Raw genomic sequence first — 21,101 nt, 5'->3', positions numbered from 1 at the left:
CGCCGCCCGCGAGGGTCTCAGTACCGCTGCGCCTTCGCGACCGCCGCGTTCAGCTTCGGCTCGGGCGGCTCATGGCTGACCACGATCGTATGAACCGTCTGACCGGCTCCGACCTTCTCCGCGCCGACGTAGCGGGTCTCCACGACCTTCCCGTCGGCATCACGGAAGTCGACCTGGACCGCGAAGGACGCCGTCGCGTCCGCCGAGTTGCGGATGTTGACGTGCAGCGCGAGCAGGCCGCCCGTCTCCGACCGGGGCATGCCGGTGAGCGAGACGTCGGACACCGCGTTGCCGCGCCCCTGTGCCTTCTCCAGCTTCGTGCGGGCCGCGGCGTTCGCCCGTCCGGTCTCCGCCGACACCGACGCGTCGAACTCCGAGGCCCTGGCGGCGGACGAGGCCACCGCGGCGGAGGCCGACGCCACGGCGGAGGAGGCGGCCGAGGCCAGCGCGGAGGGCGGCGTCCCCGAGAACGACGCCGTGACGGGAGGCGAGGGACGGGGGCTGACCGAGGCCGCCGCGGTGCCCTTGCCGCCACCGCCGCCGCACGCCACGAGCGCCAGACTTCCCGCGGCGGCCAGTACGGCCCCCGTAAGGGCGCCCTTGCCGCGGTACCGCCGCGGTCGCCCGCCCTCAGACACACCGCTCACCATGGCACCGATTCCCTTCCGTTCGTGATCATTCGCGTTCATGCTGCCCCACAGGCAGCCGCCCCGCGACCGGACGCGGGCTCCTCCCGGCGAGTGCCGTCCGCCCCACGGCCGCGGAATTTTGACGGAGTCATGACGCAAACACCGCATCCTTTCGGCCGCCGCCGGTGTCCTTGCCGGTGTCCGTACTGGTCGCGAGGAAGGGAGTGCCATGGAAGGCACCGTGGTGGTGGTCGTCTTGGTGGCCCTGTTGGCACTGCTCGTGCTGAAGAGCGGGATGCGGGTCGTCAACCAGGTGGAGCGCGGGGTGGTGTTCCGGTGGGGGAAGGCACTGCCGAACCACCGGCAGCCCGGCATCACCTTCCTCATCCCGTACGCCGACCGTATGCGCAAGGTGAACGTGCAGGTCATCACGATGCCCGTGCCCACCCAGGAGGGCATCACCCGGGACAACGTGTCGGTGAAGGTCGACGCGGTCGTCTACTTCCGGGTGGTCGACCCGGTGCGTGCCTCCATCGAGGTGCAGGACTACGTCTTCGCCGTCGGGCAGGTCGCCCAGTCCTCCCTGCGGTCCATCATCGGCAAGAGCGATCTGGACGATCTGCTGAGCGACCGGGAGCGGCTGCACGAGGGCCTGGCGCTGATGATCGACTCCCCGGCCACCGGATGGGGCATCCACATCGACCGGGTCGAGATCAAGGACGTCCAGCTGCCGGAGTCGCTGAAGCGGTCCATGTCCCGGCAGGCCGAGGCCGAGCGGGAGCGGCGGGCCCGGGTCATCACCGCCGACGGTGAGTTCCAGGCCGCGCAGCAGCTCGCCAACGCGTCCCGGATCATGTCGGACACCCCGGAGGCCATGCAGCTGCGCCTGCTGCAGACCGTCGTCGAGGTGGCCGCCGAGAAGAACTCGACCCTCGTGATGCCGTTCCCGGTCGAGTTGCTGCGCTACTTCGACAAGGCCACCAAGAAGATGGAGGCGGACATCAACGCGCAGCAGGTCCCGGCACCGCAGCAGCCGTCGTCGCAGCCCCAGCCCCAGCCCCAGCCGAACGTCGAGCAGCTGCCGAACATCGAGCAGCAGTAGCCAGCGCCAGCGTCACGCACACCGAGCCCGCCGCCATCACCGTCATCCCGGCGGCGGGCGAGATGAGCTGGGCGAGCCAGCCGGCCAGCGTGGCGCTCACGCCCTGCAGGGTCAGCATGCCCGCCGAGTGCAATCCGAGTGCCTGGCCGGTCAGTTCGCCCGGTGTCAGTTCCATCAGCCGTTCCTGCTGCACCAGGCTCGCCGCGAACCCGACGGAGGCGACCGTGACACACACCGCCGCCACCGGCAGCGGCGGGTGCGCGCCGAACACCAGGTACGGCGTCGCGAGCAGCAGCAGGAGCGGTGTCGCCAGCCGGCGCCGCACCGCGGGCGGCAGCAGCCGTCCCACGGTCACGTCCCCGGCGAACATCCCGAGCGCACCGCAGGCGAACAGGGTGCCGGCCGCGTGTGGTGCGTAGGACACGTACAGCGATTCGCAGCCGACGACCAGGCCGTTGGGCAGCCACAGGCCCAGATAGGTGAGGCGGTGCGGGCGGGACGACCACAGCAGGGCGTTCGTACGCCAGGTCGCCGCCGCCGAGGGCCGGCCCGCGGCGCGGGGCGGACGGGCGGTCAGGCCGAGCCGCAGCACCAGCGCGGCCACCAGATACAGGGCCGCCGCCAGCAGCAGGCACACCCGTGGGGAGAGCGCGGCGAGCAGGGCGCCGCCGGTGGCGAACCCGGCGATCTGCGCCAGCCCGCTCATCATGTTGAACAGCGAACGCCCCGGCAGATAGCGGCCGTTGTCGAGCAGCTCGTTCAGCAGGCCCCAGCGGACCCCGCCGCCGAGGGAGGCCACGAGGCCCAGCGCGAGGAGAACGGCGAAGACCGCTCCGACCGGCAGACCGGGCAGCGCCTGTACGGCCGTACCGGCGGTGAAGGCCAGCGCGATCGCGGACAGTGCCGTACGCGGGGGCAGCCGGTCGGCGCCGGACAGCAGGAAGGTCGCGCCCAGCACCTGGGCGAGCGAGGGTCCGAACATGCTCACCGCCGACAACAGCGGCGATCCGGTCGCCCGGAACACGAGTGTGGCCAGGGCGAGGCCGCCGACGGTCTGCGCGGCGGTCTGCGCGGCCGAGGCGGCGAAGAGCGGGGTGAACTCCGGGGTACGGAACAGGGATCGGTATCCGGGCATGCCCCGCAGTCTCGGGTGTGCGCGGGGCGGCCGTTATTGTTTCGCGCACCCGCGAAAGGCCGGCCGCCGTCGGCCGCACGGGACGGTCACTCACCGGGGGGTGCGGTTTCATGGGCTGGTGGGAGCTGAACGCGGACACGCTCGCCCGCAGCCGGTTCGTCGTCTCGCCGCTCGCCGAGACCTTCGCCTGTCTGAAGCTGCTGCACGCGGGCGACGCCGCGCATCCCGGTGAACAGGAGTGGCTGCGCGCCCATCTGCCCGTCTACCGGGCGTACCTCGCGGCCGAGCCGGTGACGGCACAGCTGGTGCGGGCGGGGCTCGGCCGGCAGTGGATCGCCGACTTCCTGACCCCCGCGCCCCGCGACGGTGAGTCGTTCGGCGACGGGGTCGCCCGGGTGCGGGCGACCTCGCCGGACGCCGCCCGCGCCCATCTGCGCACCGCGCTCGCCGGACCGCTCCCCGCCGGGCTGGTCCGGGACGACCTGCCAGAGCGGGCGGCCGTACTGCTGGAGTGGGTGTGGGAGGCGACCGTACGGCCCTCCTGGGAGCGGCGCCGGCGGGTGCTGGAGGCGGACGTGGTCGCGCGCACCGCGCAGGTCAGCCGGGGTGGCTGGGCGAGTGTGCTGGACACCCTGCGGCCCGGCCGCACGCGCTGGCTCGGCGAGAACCGGCTCCAGGTCAATCCGCATGAGTACCCGCCCCGCGAGATCTCTGGCGCGGAGCTGGTCCTCGTGCCGGTCACCGTGCAGCGGGCGGGGTGGGTGGCCTGGGAGGACGGGGTGCGTTACGCCGCGGTCTACCCGTGCGCCGGCGCCCTCGCCCACCCCGTCGAGCGGTCCGTGCCCACCGCTCTCGGCGCCTTGCTGGGCCCGGCCCGCGCCACGGTCCTGGTGCTCCTCGCCTCCCCCATGAGCACCACCCAGCTCACCGCGGTGACCGGCCAGGGCCTGGGCTCGGTGGGCCGCCATCTGAAGGTGCTGAGGGACGCGGGCCTGGTGGAACGGCGCAGGGCGGGCCGCTCGGTCCTGTACGGGCGCACCGCGGCCGGGGACGCCCTGGCGGCGGCGCAACCACGGCCGGAGGGACGGCCCGCGCCCGTGGCCGGGGCCGACCCGTGGCCGTGGCCGGGGGACGGCCCTTGCCGGGGCACTAGCATCCGCCTCATGACGAACGTACTGACTGTCGACATCGACGCCCTCGCCGGCGGCCCCGCCAACCTGGCCCAGTACGCCGGGCAGCCGGTCCTCATCGTGAACGTGGCCTCCAAGTGCGGCCTGACCCCGCAGTACACGGGCCTGGAGAAGCTCCAGGAGCGGTACGCCGCCAAGGGCTTCACCGTGCTCGGCGTGCCCTGCAACCAGTTCCTCGGGCAGGAGCCCGGCTCCGCCGAGGAGATCGCGGAGTTCTGCTCGGCGACGTACGGCGTGACCTTCCCGCTCACCGAGAAGGTCGAGGTGAACGGCGACGGCCGGCACCCGCTGTACGAGCGGCTGGTGGGCTTCGCCGACGCCGAGGGGCACAGCGGCGACATCCGCTGGAACTTCGAGAAGTTCCTGATCGGCCGGGACGGCACGGTGGTGGCCCGGTTCTCGCCGCAGACCGAGCCGGAGTCCGCCGAGGTCGTGGCGGCCATCGAGGCGCAGCTGGCCTGACCGGTCGCCCCCGCTGCCCCCCGCTGCCCGCGCCGCCCCGGCGGCGCGGGCACGACCGAGCCCTCTCGGCAAGGACGGCGACTGGTCGAGAGGGCTCTTGGGTGGTGCTTGTGAAGTTGTTTTCGTCGGGCTGCCGCTACGGACGAAGGTCAGGGAGAGCCCCCTAGGCCTTGACCGAAGCCACGAAGGCGTTCCACGCGTCGGCGGGGAAGGCCAGGTTCGGGCCCTCGGAGACCTTGGAGTCGCGGACGGCGAGTTCGGCGGTGGCGGGCGACTTGACCTCGACGCAGGCGCCGTTGCCCGCGGAATAGGAGGACTTCATCCACGTCTCCGAAGCGCCCTGAATCAGTGCCATGTCCACTCCTGTTGCGAGTTGCGGTAGTGCGGTTCACGCCAACCTTGTCGTCTGATTGGCGTGATCGACGCTACCGGCCAACTGCCGCCGCCGGAGGAGCCGTTCACTCAACCGGATGGCATATTCCAGAGGAGCCTTCCACTCGGACCGGCCGACGGTGTAAGATCCGGCGCCCTCTGTGACAGGAGCTCATTCGGCGTAGTCCTTGGCCACCTTTGCAATGAACTGCCGGGATTGCTCCACATTGAGGGACTGTGCCCGGAGATGCTCGTACATCACGGCGTACTTCTGTACGTCCTGGGCCTTCTCCAGGTACAGGTCGCTGGTGACGCCCTCCAGGTACACCACGCTGGAGTCGGCCGCGTCGGTGAACTCCAGGATCGCGTACTGGCCGTTGAGCCCCGGATGCGCGCCCACCTCGAAGGGCAGCACCTGCACGGTGACATGCGGCAGCTGGGACAGCTCGATCAGATGGTCCAGCTGCTCGCGCATCACCAGCTTGCTGCCGACGACCCGGCGCAGCGCCGCCTCGTCGAGCACCACCCACAGCCGGAGCGGGTTGTTCTCGGCGGTGATACGTTCCTGTCGGCGCATGCGCACCTGCACACGTTTCTCGATCTCGTTCGTCGACGTCTCCGGCAACGCACCCTGCACCAGGGCCTCCGCGTAGGCGGCGGTCTGCAGCAGACCGGTCACCAGCTGGGGTTCGTACACCCGCAGCGACTCGGCGTCGGTCTCCAGCCCGATGTAGACGCTGTACGGGATGTCCCCGAAGGTGTGCCACCACCCCTGCTGCCGCGAGTCCCGCGCCATCTCCATCAGCGAGTCGACGATCCGCTGGTCCTCGACCTCGTACACCCCGCACAGGTCGCGCACATCGCGCTGACTGATACTTCTGCGGCCGTTCTCCAGCCGACTGATCTTCGACTGCGACACCAGCAGCCGTTCCGCCACTTCTTCGGCCGTCATGCCCTTGAGCTCGCGGAGCCTGCGGAGCTCCTGGCCCAGCCGGCGTCGCCTGACGGTGGGATTGACATTGGACGCCACGGGACGTGCACCTCCGGCTGCCTGCCTGTTGCTTAACACTTTGCGTATCTGCTGTTGAGCAGACTGCCACCAAGGTGCTTTCTACCGCTGGGAAATGGTGGATATGCGGCGCGTACGCGTCAGTTCGCCAGGGAGCGCCACCCGATGGGGTGCCATGAACGCAGTCGAGCGGGGCGGCGAGACCACAGGAGTCTCACCGCCCCGCTCCGACCAGCGGCTCCCGAACCTGGCCGTGGGGACCTGGGTTACGGCTCAGTGGGCCGAGGCGCGTGCCATGGATCCGCGGTGCGGCTGCATCGGAACCCCGCGTGCGGGTTCCGCCGCGGGCCGGGCGCCGGCCGGGCCCTGCCGGCCGGTGGCGGCCGGACCGCGGCGCGGCTGCGCGACCGCACCGTTCTGCACGTCCATCACGGCGTGCGCGACAAGACCGCCCATGGGGTCGTGCCGGATCAGATCCCGCAGCCGGGAGCGCGAGGACCGGCCCTCGTTCCCCGGATACAGGTGCTTGCCGAGTCCGACGGCGTGCGCCAGGGCGGCGAGCGCCGCGGTCCGCGGGTCCGGCGGTACGCCGGTGCGGATCGCGGAATCCAGCCGGGAACGGATCTCCCGGCTGATGGCGGTGTCCGTCGCCTGATAGCGCGTCGTCGGCAGCACCCCGCACATCTGTCCCGGCACGGCGGCGACCATGCCGCACCGCTCCAGATGCGAGAGGTAGACCTGCCTGAGCCCCAGCCGGGGCCCGCCGATCCAGTGGACGGCGCGCACCGGAGCGCCGCGCCTGCGCAGCAGCTCCAACGCACAGTCCAGAGTCGGATCTCCTGTCGGCCGTGGCACCACCACGGCGATACGATCCCCGTCTGGGGCTATCCGTCCGGCCAGCGCCAGCTCCACTAGCTGTGCACCGGCCAGACCGAGGTCGAGCGACTGCGGCTGCGCAGTGGTACCCGTGGCCGGGTCCAGTGCGAGCAGCAGAAGCTCCTCCGGAATTGTTCTGCGGCTCCTGCCCATCCATGCCTCCCCGCGTGGATGAATGACAGGGTGACCCCTCTCACATTGGTCTGTCGAGGGTGCGTGACCGGTTCGTGAGGGAACCGGTAGGTATGTCGTTCTCGTCTTCGGCAGGGGCCAAGCCCTCACACAGGACACTGGTACATGGTTCGGACAGGGCGCGCGCGGGAGCGTGCGGCGCATGGAGGAGGCATCGGTGGCGGGCGAGTCCCCCGACAAGTCGAAGCAGCGCGAGTCGTCGGCAGAACCGACGTCGGGGAGCGCGGGTCCGGTTCCCGAGGCGCGCGATCCGCGGGTCACGGTCGCCCGCGAAAAGGATTCCTCGCCGGGGGGCGTGGACACCTCGACGAAGATCCTGTCGATACGTGATGCGCGGACCACCGCGAAGACCGACATGCCGGAGCCGGAGGCCGGGGAGACCCCGGCGGAGGACGCGGCGCTCCGCGAGGCGGTGTCGGCCTGGGTACGCAGCGCCGACACCACCGGCCCCGCAAACAACTCCGACACGTCTGCAAACACCGGCGCGGAGGGGGAGACCGCGCCGGCGGCGACGAACGCCGACGCGGAGGTAGAGGAAGAGGAACAGGCCGAGGCCGAGGAGAAGCCGCCCGCGGCCCCCGAGACCAACGCGGCCGCGAAGCCCGAATCCGAGTCTGCCGCTGCGGCTGCGGCTGCGGCTGCCGCCGAGGCGAAGACCAAGGCCGCCGAAGCCGAACCCGAGGCACCGGAAACCAAGGACGAGCCGAAGGCCGAGGACGGGTCCAAGACCGAGGGTGCGCCGAAGGCCGAGCACGAGCCGGGGGCCAAGGACGAGCCGCAGGCCGAGCACGCGCCGAGGACCGGGAACAAGCCGCAGGCCAAGGACCAGCCGGAAGCCAAGGACGAGCCGAAGGCCGACAACGGGTCCAAGACCGAGGGTGCGCCGAAGGCCGAGCACGAGCCGGGGGCCAAGGACGAGCCGGAAGCCAAGGGCGAGCCGCAGGCTGAGCGTGAGCCGAGGACCGGGAACAAGCCGCAGGCCGGGGGCAGGCCGCGGGTCGAGGACGGGCCCGCGGACGCCGATGGTGGGGACGCCCCACAGGGGCCACCCGCAGCCGATGACGAGAGCCGCACGGGTGGTGCGGGTGGGGACGACGCGGACGCCGACGGCGAAGCCGAGGCGGACGCCCCCCGCGCCAAGACACCGCCGGCCCCCGTCGATCAGCCCACCGCCATCTTCAAGACGCTCAAGCCCAAGCAGGTCGACCAGCCGACGACCATGCTCAAGCTCGGCGGAGCCTCGGCCACCCCCAGGGCTCCGGAGTCCGACTCCGAGCGCACCAGCAAGTTCGTCGCGCTCAAGAACGACATGGCGCCGGCCACCAAGCCGGCTGCCAGGCCGAGCGCCAAGCCGACCGACAAGCCGGACGTCACCACCCCCGTCCCCCAGGTCGGCCCCGAGCGCACCACCCAGCAGCCCCTGCCCCCGAAGCCCCCGCTGGATCTGCTGGCGGAGCTGACGAACACGCCCCCGCCCCCGGAGACCGCGGTCCGCACGGCCGTGCGCCGGGTCAAGATCTGGACCCCCCTGGTCCTGCTCCTGGTGATCATCTTCGCGGTCGTACAGGCGGTGCGCCCGCTGCCGTCCCCCACCCTCGTGCTGTCGGGCAAGGACACCTACGCCTTCGACGGCGGCAGCACGAGCCTGCCCTGGCCCGGCGAGGGCCAGGGCAGGATCGACGCCGACGGCATCGGCACGATCGGCGAGTTCGGCAAGCAGACGCCCGTGGCCATCGGCTCGGTCGCCAAGACCATGACCTCGTACATCGTCCTCAGGGACCACCCGCTCAAGCCGGGGCAGGAAGGCCCGAAGATCAAGATCGACTCGAAGGCGGAGACGGAGGGCGGCTACGACAAGGACGGCGAGTCCACGCTGAACACCATCAAGGCCGGCGACTCCCTCACCCTGAAGCAGGCCCTGTCGGCGGTCATGATCCCTTCCGCCAACAACATCGCGCGGCTGCTCGCGCGCTGGGACGCGGGGTCCGAGGCGGCGTTCGTGAAGAAGATGAACGCCACCGCCAAGGAACTGGGGATGGCCCACACGACGTACACCGACCCCTCGGGCCTGAAGGAGACCACCGTCTCCACGGCCGCGGACCAGGTGAAGCTCGGCCGCGCCTTCGTCAAGGTCCCGGCCCTGGTCGCCATCACCAGCGCGGCCAGCTGGACCGACCCCTCCGGCCACTACTGGAACAACTACAACGAGCTGCCGTTCAGCATGGGCGCGATCGGCATCAAGACCGGCAGCACCACCGCGGCCGGCGGCAATCTCCTCTTCGCCTCCCGCAAGCAGATCGGCGGCCAGACGGTGACGATCGTCGGCGCGGTCCTCGGCCAGCACAAGCCGAAGATCCTCGCGACGGTCAACAAGGTCAGCAAGACCGCGCTGCTCGCCGCCCAGTCCGCGCTGACCTCGGCGAAGATCCTGAAGAAGGGCGATGTGGTCGGCTATGTGGACGACCAGCTCGGCGGCCACACCCCGATCGTGGTCACCAAGGACGTCGTCGCGGCCGGCTGGGCGGGGCTGAAGGTGAAGCTGTCCTTCGCCGGGGGCGAGGTGCCGCACACCGCGAAGGCCGGCACCCAGGTGGGATCCCTCACCGTGGGCGACGGCTCGGCCGGTGCCGTGAAGATCCCGGTGGCCCTGCAGAAGGACCTGGCCCAGCCCGGATTCGGCGCGAAACTGACCCGTCTGGGCTGATCGCCGCGGCCCCGCCGCACACCCCGCGCACCCCGTCGCCGAAGGCCCCACCCGGGAGCCGCGCGACGGGGTGCATGCTAGCGTCACGAATCGGGGCAGGTCGCCGGTCACGGGGCATGATCGCGAACTGGACGGGAAGAGGCCGGGAACACCGTGGAAAGCGGCCGAGAACAGAAGACGGGATACGGGGAGTGCCTTCAGGTGGCAACAGTGGAGCCGACACGCGCGGACGACACCGATCCGGGCCCGGGAGCCGGCCCTCGAATACGCCTGCCCGAATCCGGTCCGCAGGCTCGCACCGGTAACACCGGCGGCGCTGACCCCGACGACCGCTCTGACGACGGCCCTGACGACCGCCACGACGACCGTCCCGACGCGCCTCCGAGCCGGCTCGCGCGGCTCCTCGCCGCCGCCGAGCCCCTCCGCCGGCGGCTGCTGCGGCACCCCGTGCTGTCCATAACGGCCCTCGCCGGGGTCCTGCACATCATCTGGTTCTTCACGTTCGCGAACAGCGGCGGCGATCTCGCGGCGCAGGACGCCTGGGCGGAGTTCGTCGGCCGGCACCCGGACTCGGCGTACAACCTCGCCTGGTACGGCGGCATGCACCCGGTGTCGTACAGCGTGGTGTCGCCGTATCTGATGGCCGTCCTCGGCGTCCGTACGACGATGATGATCGCCGGCACGGTGTCGGCGGGCCTGCTGACGCTGGTCCTGATCCGCAGCCGGGCGGTGAGGAACCCGCTGTGGGCGTCGCTCGCCGGGGTCGTCGCGCTGCTGTGCAACGCGATCTCGGGCCGGGTGACCTTCGGGCTCGGCACGATGTTCGCGCTCGGCGCCGTCGCGGCCGTCTTCTGCTGGCCCTACCGCTGGCGGCACAAACGCTGGGCGAAGGCGGCGGTGGCGGGCCCGCTGGCCGGTCTGTCCACCATGGCCTCGCCCGTCTCGGGGCTGTTCGTCGGCCTGGTCGCGGTCGCGCTGTTCCTGCAGAAGCGGCGGCCGGGCGCCTGGGCGCTGGGGCTCGCCCCGACGGTGGTGGTCGCCGCCTCGTACTTCCTCTTCCCGTTCTCCGGTACCCAGCCGATGACGATCGGCTCGGTGATCCTGCCCCTGCTGTACGGCCTGCTGTGCCTGTTCCTGGTCCCCAGGGAGTGGGTGACGGTCCGGCTGACGGCCGCCGTGTACAGCGTCGGCGTGGTCCTGGTGTGGCTGATCAACTCGCAGATCGGGTCGAACATCTCCCGGCTGCCGATGGTGTTCGCGGGGGCGACGCTGCTGGCCGCGCTGCCGTTCACGGTGCGCAAGTCCCGCAAGTGGTACGTGGCCGTGCTGGCGCTGGCCGGCTTCACCGGCTGGGTCGGCTTCAAGACGGTGGACGACATCATCCATACGACCCCGGCCGCGTCCTGGGCCCGGGAACTGGCCCCGCTCGTCCACCAGCTGCAGAAGGCGGGCGCCGAGAAGGGCCGGGTCGAGGTCGTCCCGGCGCGCTCGCACCGCGAGGCGTCCGCGCTCGCGCCGTACGTCAATCTGGCCCGCGGCTGGAACCGGCAGGCCGACATGGAGCGCAACCCGCTCTTCTACGACGACACCCTCAACTCGGCGAACTACCACGAGTGGCTCCAGCGCTGGGCGGTGCACTTCGTCGTCCTGCCGAAGGACAACCCGGACGGCGACGGCGGCCAGCGCGAGCGGGAACTGCTGCGGCGCGGGATGCCGTATCTGAAGCAGGTCTGGGGCGACAGCAACTGGCAGCTGTTCCAGGTCACCGATCCGACGCCGCTCGCCGAGCCCGACGCGGTGGTGGACCGCGCGGGGCAGGGCGAGATGACGCTCCAGGTGCGCAAGGCCGGGCGGATCCTGATCAGGATCCCGTACTCGCCGTGGCTGAGCATCGTCGACGAGCACGGCAAGAGCCTGAAGGCTCCGCAGCAGACGTCGGCGAAGACGTACGTCAACACCAACGGCTGTCTGATGGAGACGCCGCAGGACGCCAAGGGCGACAAGTGGACGATGCTGGTGGCGCCGAAGGCGGGCACCTACCGGCTGGCGGCGCCGTACCAGTTCCCCCGGGGCACGCCCTGCCCGGACGCGTTCAAGACGCGCTGAGGCCCGGGGCCGACAGGACCAGCAGGACCAGCGGGGCCTGAGCCTCAGCGGAGCCGGTCCACATAGGTGTCGGTGCCCGGGATCGTCGGGATGAACGGCGCCACCAGCTCCACCCTGCCCAGCCCGGCGTCCGAGACATCCGCGGCCGGCGCCGCGAAGTGCTCCGCCCAGCACGCCCGCGGGTCGCTCTCCAGGAACCACAGCAGGGTGAGCCGGGTGTCCACGCCCTCGACCTGTTTGACGTAGGTCATGCGGTCGCCGGGCAGCGGGGTGGGCCGGAAGACGGTCACCAGGGCGGCCGGGGAGCCGGCCAGGCGGCGGCGCAGCCGCCGGTCGCGCAGCCACGCGAGCAGTTCCGTCCGCTGTGCGGCCGACTCGCTGTCGATCACCTCCAGGACGAGCCCGGCGTAGGGGTGGTCGAGGGCGTGGAAGTCCCGGGGGCCCGCCGCGCCGTCCCGGTACACCGTCGTCTCGTGGTCCTGGAAGGACGTGAAGACGTGGGTGCGTTCGTGGTGGACGCGGGCGTCGCGGCCCAGGCGCTTGTTGATGGCGACGGTCCACTTCATGTGGTCGTCGTAGCGGCCGTCGGTGATCCAGTAGGTGGAGAGGTAGCAGCCGGCGGTGACCGGCTGGGCGACGGCCGACTTCTCGGGATAGCGCAGGAGCTGCAGCTCACGGGTCGCCACCCAGCGGCGGCCGGCGTACATCCAGGGCATGGCCATCGCGCCGGCGTAGTAGTGGTCGTCCTCGTACCAGCGGTTGTAGGCGTACTCGTGGCCGGGGTGCGGCTCGACCATGGTGATCAGGGCGTGGCCGGGGCGGACGCCGTACGGTCCTACGGCGGCCAGTTCGGCGTACGTCTCACTGCGGGTGTCCTCGCTCATACGGTTCCCCTTCCGTCCCCTTCCGCCCTCCGGCGGACGCGCATACTCTGACGCTCCGTCAGATAATTCGCCAGACTCCGGGAGGCCGCCTTCATGTCACCGCTCACCGGAAAGTCACCGCTCACCGGAAAGACCGTCGTCGTCTCGGGGGTCGGCGCCGGACTCGGCCATCAGGTGGCCGCGGCCGTCGTACGGGACGGCGGGAACGCGGTGCTCGGGGCGCGCACCGAGGCGAACCTCGCCAAGAGCGCGGCCGAGATCGACCCCGAGGGCACACGGACGGCGTACCGGGCGACGGACATCACCGACGAGGGCCGGTGCGAGGAGCTGGCCGCGCTGGCGCTCGACCGGTTCGGCGGTATCGACGCGGTGGTCCATGTCGCGGCCTGGGACTCCTACTTCGGCGGGCTCCAGGACGCGGACTTCGCGACCTGGCAGTCGGTCATCGACGTGAACCTGCTGGGCACCCTGCGGATGACGCGGGCGTGCCTGCCGTCGCTGAAGGCGGGCGGGGGCGGTTCGGTGGTCCTCGTCGGGACACAGTCGGCCGTGGCCGCGCCCTCCCAGGTGCGGCAGGCCGCGTACGCCGCCTCGAAGGGCGCGCTGACCAGCGCGATGTACTCGATGGCGCAGGAGCTCGGGCCGTACCGGATCCGGGTCAACACCGTGCTGCCGGGCTGGATGTGGGGACCTCCGGTGCAGGCGTACGTCCAGTTCACCGCGCATACGGAAGGGGTGCCGGAGGAGGAGGTGCTCGGGCGGCTGACCCAGCGGATGGCACTGCCGGACCTGGCGACGGACGGGGATGTGGCGGATGCGGCGGTGTTCCTGGCCTCGGACCGGGCGCGGGCCATCACGGGGCAGTCGCTGCTGGTCAACGCGGGGGAGCTGATGCGGTGACGCCCGCTCGGGCACCTCTCCGGATGTTCAGGTGAGTGAACTATGGCCATCAAGTCGAACACCTTTGCTTTGACTTGACCTTACGCTTGCTTGTCGCGTTCATGTGACCGCACTCACGATCGAGCACATGAACAGTCTCGACTGGGCCGTACTCATCGGCTACTTCGGTGTGATGGTGGCGATCGGCGTCTGGTCGCACAAGCGCGTGGACGACGTCTCGGACTTCTTCACGGCCGGCGGCAAGATGCCCTGGTGGCTGTCCGGCATCTCGCACCACATGTCGGGCTACAGCGCGGTCATGTTCACCGGGTACGCGGGCATCGCCTACACCTATGGCGTCACCTCCTTCGTCACCTGGTCCTTCCCCATCGCGCTCGGCATCGCCATCGGGTCGAAGCTGTTCGCGCCCCGGATCAACCGACTGCGTTCCCGGCTCCATGTGGCCTCCCCGCTGGAGTATCTGAAGAACCGTTACAACCTCCCGACCCAGCAGGCGCTCGCCTGGTCCGGCATGATGCTGAAGATCGTGGACGTGGCCGCCAAGTGGGCGGCGATCGCCACGCTGTTGTCGGTGTTCACCGGGGTCACGCTGAACCAGGGCATCCTCATCACCGGCGCGATCACCGCCGTGTACTGCACGATCGGCGGCCTGTGGGCGGACGCGCTGACCGAACTCGGCCAGTTCGTCATCCAGTTGCTCGCCGGCGTCTCGATGTTCGTGGCCGTCGTACTGAAGCTGAACGACAAGCACATCGGCTTCTTCGACGCCTGGAACCAGCAGGCGCTGCACGGCCATGGCAAGCCGCTGGTCGGGCCCTACGGCACGGTCTTCCTCCTCGCCTTCCTGTTCATCAAGCTCTTCGAGTACAACGGCGGCATGCTCAACCAGGCGCAGCGGTACATGGCGACGGGCAGCGCGCACGCGGCGGAGCGCTCGGCCCGGCTGTCGGCGGCCCTGTGGCTGGTCTGGCCGGCCGTCCTGTTCTTCCCCATGTGGATGTCCCCGCTCCTGGTGCACGCCCAGAAGCCGGACGGCTCCGACTCCTACGGCCTGATGACCGAACAGCTGCTGCCGCACGGTCTGCTGGGCCTGGTCGTCGTCGGTTTCTTCTCGCACACGATGGCCATGTGCTCCTCCGACGCGAACGCGATCGCGGCGGTGTTCACCCGGGACGTGGCGCCGGTGCTGTCCGCTCGCGCGCGGGACTGGAACCAGCGCTCGGGCCTGATCGCGGCACGGGTGACGACGGTGGTCTTCCTGGGTCTGTCGATGGCCGTGGCCACCCAGGTCAACTCGCCCACGTTCAAGGACATCATCACCGTCGTCATCAAGTGGGTGGCCGGGCTCATGGGTCCGATCGCGATCCCGATGATGCTGGGTCTGCTCCGCCCGCTGCGCCGCTCCGGCCCTACGGCGGCGCTGACCAGCTGGGCGGCCGGCCTGCTGGCGTTCTGGCTGGTCAACTACCCCGTCGACGAGAACATCTCCGGCGGAGTCCCCCTCCAGTACCAGGTCTCGATCCCGCTGGCGGTCTCCCTGGTCCTGTACATCGTCATCGGCTGTGTGAAGCCGGAGGCGACACCGGAGCGACTGGCGGTCATCGAGAAGGTCAACACCGACGGGGACGCGGCGGCCGCGGTGCCGGTACCCGCCAACGCAGGCGACGACGTGATCGGGACACCGGCAGTGGACTAGGGCACGCGCCGGGAGTGCGCCTAGCGCGGATAGCGTGTCAGCCAGCCCGGGGCGGAGCCCGCGGGGCCGTGCAGGGCCGGGCCCTGGGTCATTTCCATCGCGAAGTCGTCGGCGAGTTCCAGCAGCGTCGGGCGGCCCTCCAGCTCGGCCAGCCAGCCCGGCGGGAGGGCCGTCTCGCCGTGCAGGGCACCGAGGAGCCCGCCGGTCAGCGCGCCCGCCGCGGCCGAGGGCCCGCCCTGGTTGACCGCCAGACACAGTCCATGCCGTACGTCCTCCCCCACCAGCGCGCAGTACACGGAGGCCGCCAGCAGCCCGTCCGCCGTACCGTCCCCGGCCAGCTCCTCCACCCGTGTCGGGCTGGGTATCCCCTGCCGCACCGCCCCGAGGGCGTGCTGCAGGGCGTCCGAGACGGGCTGGTGGCCGGGGCGGGCGGCGAGCAGGGCGAGGGCCCGCTGCACGGCACCGTCCAGGCTCTCGCCCCGGGCCAGCGCATGCACGATCACGGCGTACGCGCCGGCCGCCAGATAGGCGAGGGGATGGCCGTGGCTCTGCGCCGCGCACTCCACCGCCAGCTGCACGACGAGCTGCGGCTCCCAGCCGACCAGCAGCCCGAACGGCGCGGAGCGGGCCACGGCCTCCGGGCCCAGCTCACCGGGGTTCTTCGGGGACTCCACGGTGCCCATGGTCTCGTCGCCGAACCCGACGAGCAGGGCCCGGGTCGGCTCACGGCGGGCGTAGAGCCACTCCTCGCGGGCGAGCCAGCCGTCGTCCTTGCGGCGCTCGTCGGGCCCCCAGTCCCGCTGGGTGGCGGCCCAGCGCCGATACGCCCGGTGCAGATCGGTCGGCGGATGCCAGGCGCCGGTGTCGCGGCGCACCTGGGCGCGTATCAGGCCGTCCACCGTGAACAGCGTGAGCTGGGTGTGGTGGGTGACCGTGCCGCGCCGGCCGTGGCCGAAGGCCAGGTCGAGCAGCCCTTCGGGGCCGTAGGCGGCCCGGATCTCCTCCAGGGACAGCGCGTCGGCGGGGCCGCCGAGCGCGTCGCCCACGGCGATGCCGAGCAGGGTGCCGCGCACCCTGCTGCGGAAGTCCTGCTGTTCGGCTCGACCCCAGACGGCGCCGGATGTCGCACCCATCCAGACCTCCTCACGGCACCGTCCGTCCGTACGACGCTCAGCACTGTAATCGACGGCGAACGGTCCGTTCACGGGGGCAAATCGTCCTCCATGGGTCATTCCCGCCCAGCCGTGAGCGCTTCGACCCCGTCGAGAATCCGGTCGAGCCCGAATGTGAGCGAATCGATCCCGTTCGGTGCGAAGGCACCCTCGGCGACGGCCTTGGTGAGGGCCGGGAAGCGGTCGGCGTGCCGCGCGAGCACGTCAGCGGCGAGCCGGTCCCACTCCCGCTCCTGCTCCTCGTCGTAGTCGTCGCGCTGCTGGGCGAGGTTGCGGACGAGCCCGATCAGGAGCAGGAAGACCTGGTGGCGCCGGGCTCCGTCGAGACCGGTCGGCTCCAGCGCGGCGAGCGCCGCGTCCAGCCAGGCCAGCTGGCAGGGCCCCATGAGCCGGCGGCGCATCGCGGTGGCGTGCAGCAGCCAGGGGTGGGCGGCGTAGACACGCGCGCACTGCCGGGTCCACTCCCCCGCGGCCGCCCGCCAGTCCCCTTCCGGCACCGCGGTGAGGTCCGGGCCCTTTGCCAGCACCGCTTCCACCATCAGCTCGACCAGTTCGGCCTTGCCGGGGACATACCGGTACAGGGCCATCGCCGACACCCCGAAGCCGCCCGCCACCTTGCTCATGGAGACGGCCTCCAGGCCCTCCGTGTCGGCGAGTTCGGCGGCGCTCGCGGCGATGCGCTGCGGGGACAGCTTCGGCTTGGGCCCTCGGGTGGGCCGCTCCTGCTCGCCCCACAGCAGCGCGAGACCCGCTCCCGGGTCGCGCGGTACGTCCTGCTCCTTGCTGGTCCGCCCCGCCATGGCGGCCCCCCTTCTACGTCGGTTCCGCGAAGCCCGTTGACTCCGCCGGACAACTGTATATACCGTAAACCCACCAGAACAGCTGACGGAATAAACAGTTTAGGGGGAACGCCATGCTGCTGACCTACCGCGCCCTCAAGCGCCGCGCCCTCGCGAAGAAGCTCGCGATCACCACCCCGAACGGCATCGGCGAGTCCTCGTACGTCCGTATCGGCGGCATCGACCAGTGGATCTCGGTGCGCGGCGAGGACCGGGCGAACCCCGTGGTCCTGGAGCTCCACGGCGGCCCCGGCGCCTCCAACCACGTCTTCGTGCCGCGCACCCGCGCCTGGGAGCGGCACTTCACGATCGTCCGCTGGGACATGCGCGGCGCCGGGAAGACCTTCGCGGCGGGCGGCCCCGAGGGCCAGGGCGAGATGACCCTCGACCGCGTGTACGCCGACGCCCTGGAGGTGACCCACCACATCCGCACCCGCCTCGGGGTGGACAAGCTCCTCCTGGTCGCCAACAGCTTCGGCACCGTCACCGGCCTGCGCCTGGCCCGCAACCACCCCGAGCTGTACTCGGCGTACGTCGGCACCGACCAGAACATCATCGGCGGCGGCCGGGACACCTCCGCCTACGAGGCGCTGCTGGCCCGGCTGGCGCAGGCCGGCAAGAAGAAGGAGCGGGCGAAGATCGCGGCGATGGGCCCCGACCGTTCCGCCTGGAGCGCCGGGCAGTGGTCCGAGTACGCCAGGACCGTGGTCACGACCGACCCGCTGACCTACGACACGATGAAGACGGTCGTGATGCGCTCCCTGTGGTTCTCCCCGTCCCACAACCTGCGCGGCCTGCGCGCCTACCTGAAGGGCATGACCTTCTCCGAGCAGCTCGGCCCGCAGGCCATGACGGTCGACGAGTACGCCGAGGGCACCGCCTTCCGCCTGCCCTTCTTCGTCTTCCAGGGCGAGAGCGACGTCCTCACCCCGCCGGAGCCGGCCCGCCGCTTCCACGACGACGTCACCGCCCCGGTGAAGGGCTTCGCCCTCATCCGGGAGGCCTCCCACTTCGCGGCGTTCCGCCACCCCGACCGGTTCCTGGACCTGATGCTGACGAAGGTCCGGCCGGTGGTGACGGGCGCGGCCGCCGGACGCTGAGGGGAGATCATGACCCGCGCCCGACGGCGGACGTTCCACTCCCGTTCGCGCACCCGCCCCATGGCCACCGAACGATCTCGGCCATGCCGAACAGGACACGTGTCAGTGCCGCCGTCCGCACCCTGGCGGCCGCCGCCCTGTTCACCGAGAGAGCTGCCCGCTTCAGTTGACGGAGGACGGGTGGTGGCGCGGGGGCGGGGGTGAGGGTGCGGACAGCCGGGCGGCGTGTGTCTCGTCCGCCGTGGCCAGGTCCTCCGCGCCGAGCCGGCGGTGCACGGCCGCCCGCCGCTCCAGCGCCCACACGTACACCGGGTTGAGCAGCAGCGCGCGGTCGAGGTCGGCGAGGGCCTCGGGGAGCCGGCCGAGGTTGGCCCGGGAGGCACCCCGGCTCGCGTAGGCCCCCGCGTAGTCGGGGTCCAGGGCGAGCGCCCGGTCGTAGTCGACGAGGGCCTCCTCGTCCCGGCCGGCCCGCCGGAGCACGTCACCGCGTTCGCAGCGGCCCCAGGCCCAGTCCGGGTGCAGGGCGAGGGCCCGGTCCAGATCGACGAGCTGCCGGGTGCGGTCACCGCGGGCCCGCCACAGCCGGCCGCGCCGGGCGAGCGCCCACGCGTAGTCGGGGTCGAGGTCGAGCGCCCGGTCCAGATCGGTCTGCGCCTCGTCCAGCTCGCCGCGCGCGAGGCGGGCGGCCCCCCGGGAGGCCCAGGCCGGCGGCTGGGCGGGGTCGAGCCCGACAGCGCGGTCGAGCTCGGCCAGCGCCTCCGCGTACCGGCCGAGCATCCGCAGTTGCTCGCCCACCAGGAACAGGTTGTAGGCGCTGTCCGGCTCCAGCTCCAGCGCCCGGCACAGACCCTCCAGGGCCGCGCCGTGGTCCCCGAGCGAGCTGCGCGCCAGGGCCTCGCCGCGCACGGCCCGCACCAGCGAGGGGTCGAGCGCCAGGGCCCGCTCGTACGCCTCCCGCGCCCCCTCGTGGTCGCCGCCGCGGGCCAGGGCGTCGCCCCGCACCGCGTACGCCGTCGCCCGCCAGGGCTCCTCGGCCCGCGCCCGGTCCAGCAGCAGGGCCGCCACACCGGCCGCCGCGTCCGCCGCGAAGTCCTCCGTGAGCGCGCTCCCCCAGCCCTCCGGGTTCCGCGCGCCCGTGGCGCCCGCGTCCTCGCCCGCCTCGACCAGCAGCCGCACCCAGCGCCACAGCACCTCGTCCCCGTGGTCGCAGGCGGCGACGACGTCGGCCAGGACGCCGGGCAGCGCGGTGCGGGGATCCGCGCACAGGCGGTGGTAGGACTCGGCGAGGCGCAGCTCCCGCCAGCGCTCCTCCTTCCAGAACTCACCCGGTTCCAGGGCCGCTTCGGCCTCCGTGCGCCACCGGGCGAAGGTCTGCGCGAGCCGCCGGTGCCGCTCGGCCCAGCCCCTGGGCGACTGCCGGCGCTGGAGCCGCAGCATCGGCGCCCGGACGAGATCGTGGTAGCGCATCCGGTCCCCGCGCTCGCTGACGAAGGGCAGGCCGCGCAGCCAGGCGTACAGCCCGTCGAACTCGTCCTCCGGGCACTCGGCCACGGCTCTGCACACGTCCGCGTCCAGCGTCCGGGGCAGCGCACAGGCCAGCGCCACCGACCGCCGTACCGGATCCGGCTCCCACTTCAGGAACCGCTCCACCGCCGTGGCGCTCGGGTCGCCCACATCGTCCGGGTCCGCCGGGCGGGCCTCGGCCAGGGTCGAGACGAGCACCGGCAGGCCCCCGGTCAGCCGCAGCACCTCGGCGACGACCGGCTCGTCCCGGACGCCCCGGTCCGCGAGGAGTCCGCGCGCCTCCGCCTCGGTGAACGGGCCGAGCGGCACCTCGGCCACGAAGTCCGCGAATCCGCCCCAGCGGGCCGGGGCGAGCGGGAGCTGACCCGCGGTCACCAGGACGACGTTGGCCGGCAGGGTGCCGTGCCGGTCGGTCGTCATGATCTCGTGCAGCCAGCCGTCCAGGAAGCGGCCGGTACGTTCGTAGGTGTCGAAGAGCAGCACGATCCACGGTACGGCGCCGGCGGCGGCGGCGAGTTCGCCGAGCAGCGTCGGCGTCAGGACCCGCTCCGGCGACAGCACCAGGTTCACGTCCTCCTGGGTGCGCAGCCGCGCGCTCAGCCCCGCCCGCAGCCGGTCGGCGCCCTCGGCGAGCCGGTCGGCGTCGAGCGCGCCCGCGAACGGTCCCACGCCGGGCACCATGCCGAGCCCGACGAGCCCGGCCCGGGCCGCGGCCAGTGCGCCCGCCGAGGGGTGCGGCGCCGCCTCCGGGTCGAGGGCGAGGGCCGCGGCCTCGGCCTCGTGCCGCCGCTCGCGGTAGGCGGCCAACTGCCGCTCCAGTTCCCTGCACCGGTGGCCCTGCCGGGCGAGCCGGCCGCCGATCGCCGCCAGCGCCTCCGGCACGCTGCCCGCGCTCTCGTCGACGTAGGCGGTCAGCGCCCCGCGCTCGCGCGCGAGCTGTTCCAACTCCCGGACCAGGAAGGTCTTTCCGACGCCGGCGTTGCCGTGGACATGGAAAAGGAAGCGGTGGCGTTCGTCCTCGGGGGACAGCTCCAAGTTCTCCCGGAACGCGGCCCGTTCCGCGGCGCGGCCGACGAATCCCGCCCGTCTGCGCCGCGCGATCAGCTCCTGCATCGACTGCCGTGCCCGCGCCATCCCCACGCCCCTCCCGCACCCGACTTCTCATTCTGGCGCAATGCCCACGCGATAACCGGGTCTCGGGCAGGAGAG

General features: G+C 71.8%; 16 protein-coding genes and 1 pseudogene. 8 read left to right on the top strand and 9 right to left on the bottom strand.

Going from position 1 to position 21,101, the window contains the following annotated elements:
• Positions 1-17: 17 nt before the first annotated feature.
• Positions 18-638, bottom strand: coding sequence for a hypothetical protein (locus IE277_RS07860; protein ID WP_229880949.1), 621 nt, complete (start codon positions 636-638; stop codon positions 18-20).
• A 220-nt stretch (positions 639-858) separates the two neighbouring features.
• Here IE277_RS07860 and IE277_RS07855 point away from each other — a divergent pair, with 220 nt between their 5' ends.
• Positions 859-1,731 carry a slipin family protein gene (locus IE277_RS07855; RefSeq protein ID WP_189949836.1) on the top strand — a complete coding sequence of 291 codons (873 nt, stop codon included), beginning with the start codon at positions 859-861 and terminating at the stop codon, positions 1,729-1,731.
• On the opposite strand, the gene IE277_RS07850 is transcribed toward IE277_RS07855, so the two are convergent.
• Positions 1,631-2,866: an MFS transporter gene (locus tag IE277_RS07850; protein ID WP_189949834.1), complete on the bottom strand. Its 1,236-nt coding sequence runs from the start codon at positions 2,864-2,866 to the stop codon at positions 1,631-1,633. The genes IE277_RS07855 and IE277_RS07850 overlap by 101 nt on opposite strands.
• Before the next feature lie 110 nt (positions 2,867-2,976).
• On the opposite strand from IE277_RS07850, the pseudogene IE277_RS07845 reads away from it, so the two are divergent.
• Positions 2,977-3,933: pseudogene (locus tag IE277_RS07845) on the top strand (ArsR/SmtB family transcription factor); the annotation flags it as partial.
• A gap of 96 nt (positions 3,934-4,029) precedes the next feature.
• Positions 4,030-4,518 carry a glutathione peroxidase gene (locus tag IE277_RS07840; RefSeq protein ID WP_189950155.1) on the top strand — a complete coding sequence of 163 codons (489 nt, stop codon included), beginning with the start codon at positions 4,030-4,032 and terminating at the stop codon, positions 4,516-4,518.
• Positions 4,519-4,681: 163 nt separating this feature from the next.
• Here IE277_RS07840 and IE277_RS07835 read toward each other — a convergent pair whose 3' ends face one another.
• From IE277_RS07835 to IE277_RS07825, 3 genes are all read right to left on the bottom strand, one after another.
• On the bottom strand, positions 4,682-4,873 hold the full coding sequence (locus IE277_RS07835) for a DUF397 domain-containing protein (RefSeq protein WP_189949833.1): 192 nt from the start codon (positions 4,871-4,873) through the stop codon (positions 4,682-4,684).
• A gap of 189 nt (positions 4,874-5,062) precedes the next feature.
• The gene (locus IE277_RS07830; RefSeq protein WP_189949832.1) at positions 5,063-5,920 is read right to left on the bottom strand and encodes a helix-turn-helix domain-containing protein; all 858 of its coding nucleotides are present in this window, start codon (positions 5,918-5,920) and stop codon (positions 5,063-5,065) included.
• Positions 5,921-6,172: 252 nt separating this feature from the next.
• Entirely contained in the window at positions 6,173-6,928 is a 756-nt protein-coding gene (locus tag IE277_RS07825) for a GOLPH3/VPS74 family protein (protein WP_189949831.1), read from the bottom strand.
• 181 nt (positions 6,929-7,109) lie between these two features.
• Here IE277_RS07825 and IE277_RS07820 point away from each other — a divergent pair, with 181 nt between their 5' ends.
• Both IE277_RS07820 and IE277_RS07815 read left to right on the top strand, forming a co-directional pair.
• Positions 7,110-9,671, top strand: coding sequence for a D-alanyl-D-alanine carboxypeptidase (locus tag IE277_RS07820; protein ID WP_189949830.1), 2,562 nt, complete (start codon positions 7,110-7,112; stop codon positions 9,669-9,671).
• A gap of 201 nt (positions 9,672-9,872) precedes the next feature.
• Complete coding sequence (locus tag IE277_RS07815) at positions 9,873-11,777, top strand: DUF8823 domain-containing protein (protein WP_189949829.1); 1,905 nt, start codon at positions 9,873-9,875, stop codon at positions 11,775-11,777.
• Between the two features lie 44 nt (positions 11,778-11,821).
• Here the strand turns inward: IE277_RS07815 and IE277_RS07810 are convergent, their stop codons facing one another.
• Complete coding sequence (locus IE277_RS07810) at positions 11,822-12,661, bottom strand: hypothetical protein (protein WP_189949828.1); 840 nt, start codon at positions 12,659-12,661, stop codon at positions 11,822-11,824.
• Between the two features lie 93 nt (positions 12,662-12,754).
• Between IE277_RS07810 and IE277_RS07805 the strand changes: the two genes are divergently transcribed.
• Together IE277_RS07805 and IE277_RS07800 are read left to right on the top strand one after the other, a co-directional pair.
• A complete protein-coding gene (locus IE277_RS07805; protein WP_189949827.1) occupies positions 12,755-13,561 on the top strand; it encodes an SDR family oxidoreductase in 807 nt (268 codons plus the stop codon).
• Between the two features lie 127 nt (positions 13,562-13,688).
• Positions 13,689-15,257: a sodium:solute symporter family protein gene (locus IE277_RS07800; RefSeq protein ID WP_189949825.1), complete on the top strand. Its 1,569-nt coding sequence runs from the start codon at positions 13,689-13,691 to the stop codon at positions 15,255-15,257.
• Positions 15,258-15,277: 20 nt separating this feature from the next.
• Here IE277_RS07800 and IE277_RS07795 read toward each other — a convergent pair whose 3' ends face one another.
• Together IE277_RS07795 and IE277_RS07790 are read right to left on the bottom strand one after the other, a co-directional pair.
• On the bottom strand, positions 15,278-16,390 hold the full coding sequence (locus IE277_RS07795; RefSeq protein ID WP_189949823.1) for an ADP-ribosylglycohydrolase family protein: 1,113 nt from the start codon (positions 16,388-16,390) through the stop codon (positions 15,278-15,280).
• A gap of 95 nt (positions 16,391-16,485) precedes the next feature.
• Positions 16,486-17,229, bottom strand: coding sequence for a TetR/AcrR family transcriptional regulator (locus IE277_RS07790; RefSeq protein WP_189949821.1), 744 nt, complete (start codon positions 17,227-17,229; stop codon positions 16,486-16,488).
• Positions 17,230-17,342: 113 nt separating this feature from the next.
• On the opposite strand from IE277_RS07790, the gene IE277_RS07785 reads away from it, so the two are divergent.
• Positions 17,343-18,368 carry an alpha/beta fold hydrolase gene (locus IE277_RS07785; protein WP_189949820.1) on the top strand — a complete coding sequence of 342 codons (1,026 nt, stop codon included), beginning with the start codon at positions 17,343-17,345 and terminating at the stop codon, positions 18,366-18,368.
• 162 nt (positions 18,369-18,530) lie between these two features.
• On the opposite strand, the gene IE277_RS07780 is transcribed toward IE277_RS07785, so the two are convergent.
• Positions 18,531-21,026 carry a tetratricopeptide repeat protein gene (locus IE277_RS07780; RefSeq protein WP_189949818.1) on the bottom strand — a complete coding sequence of 832 codons (2,496 nt, stop codon included), beginning with the start codon at positions 21,024-21,026 and terminating at the stop codon, positions 18,531-18,533.
• Positions 21,027-21,101 lie beyond the last annotated feature (75 nt).

The organism is Streptomyces alanosinicus (assembly GCF_014650595.1).
Lineage (GTDB): Bacteria > Actinomycetota > Actinomycetes > Streptomycetales > Streptomycetaceae > Streptomyces > Streptomyces alanosinicus.
Note: the sequence above shows the minus strand (reverse complement) of the source record. Positions and strands in the feature narration are given on the sequence as shown.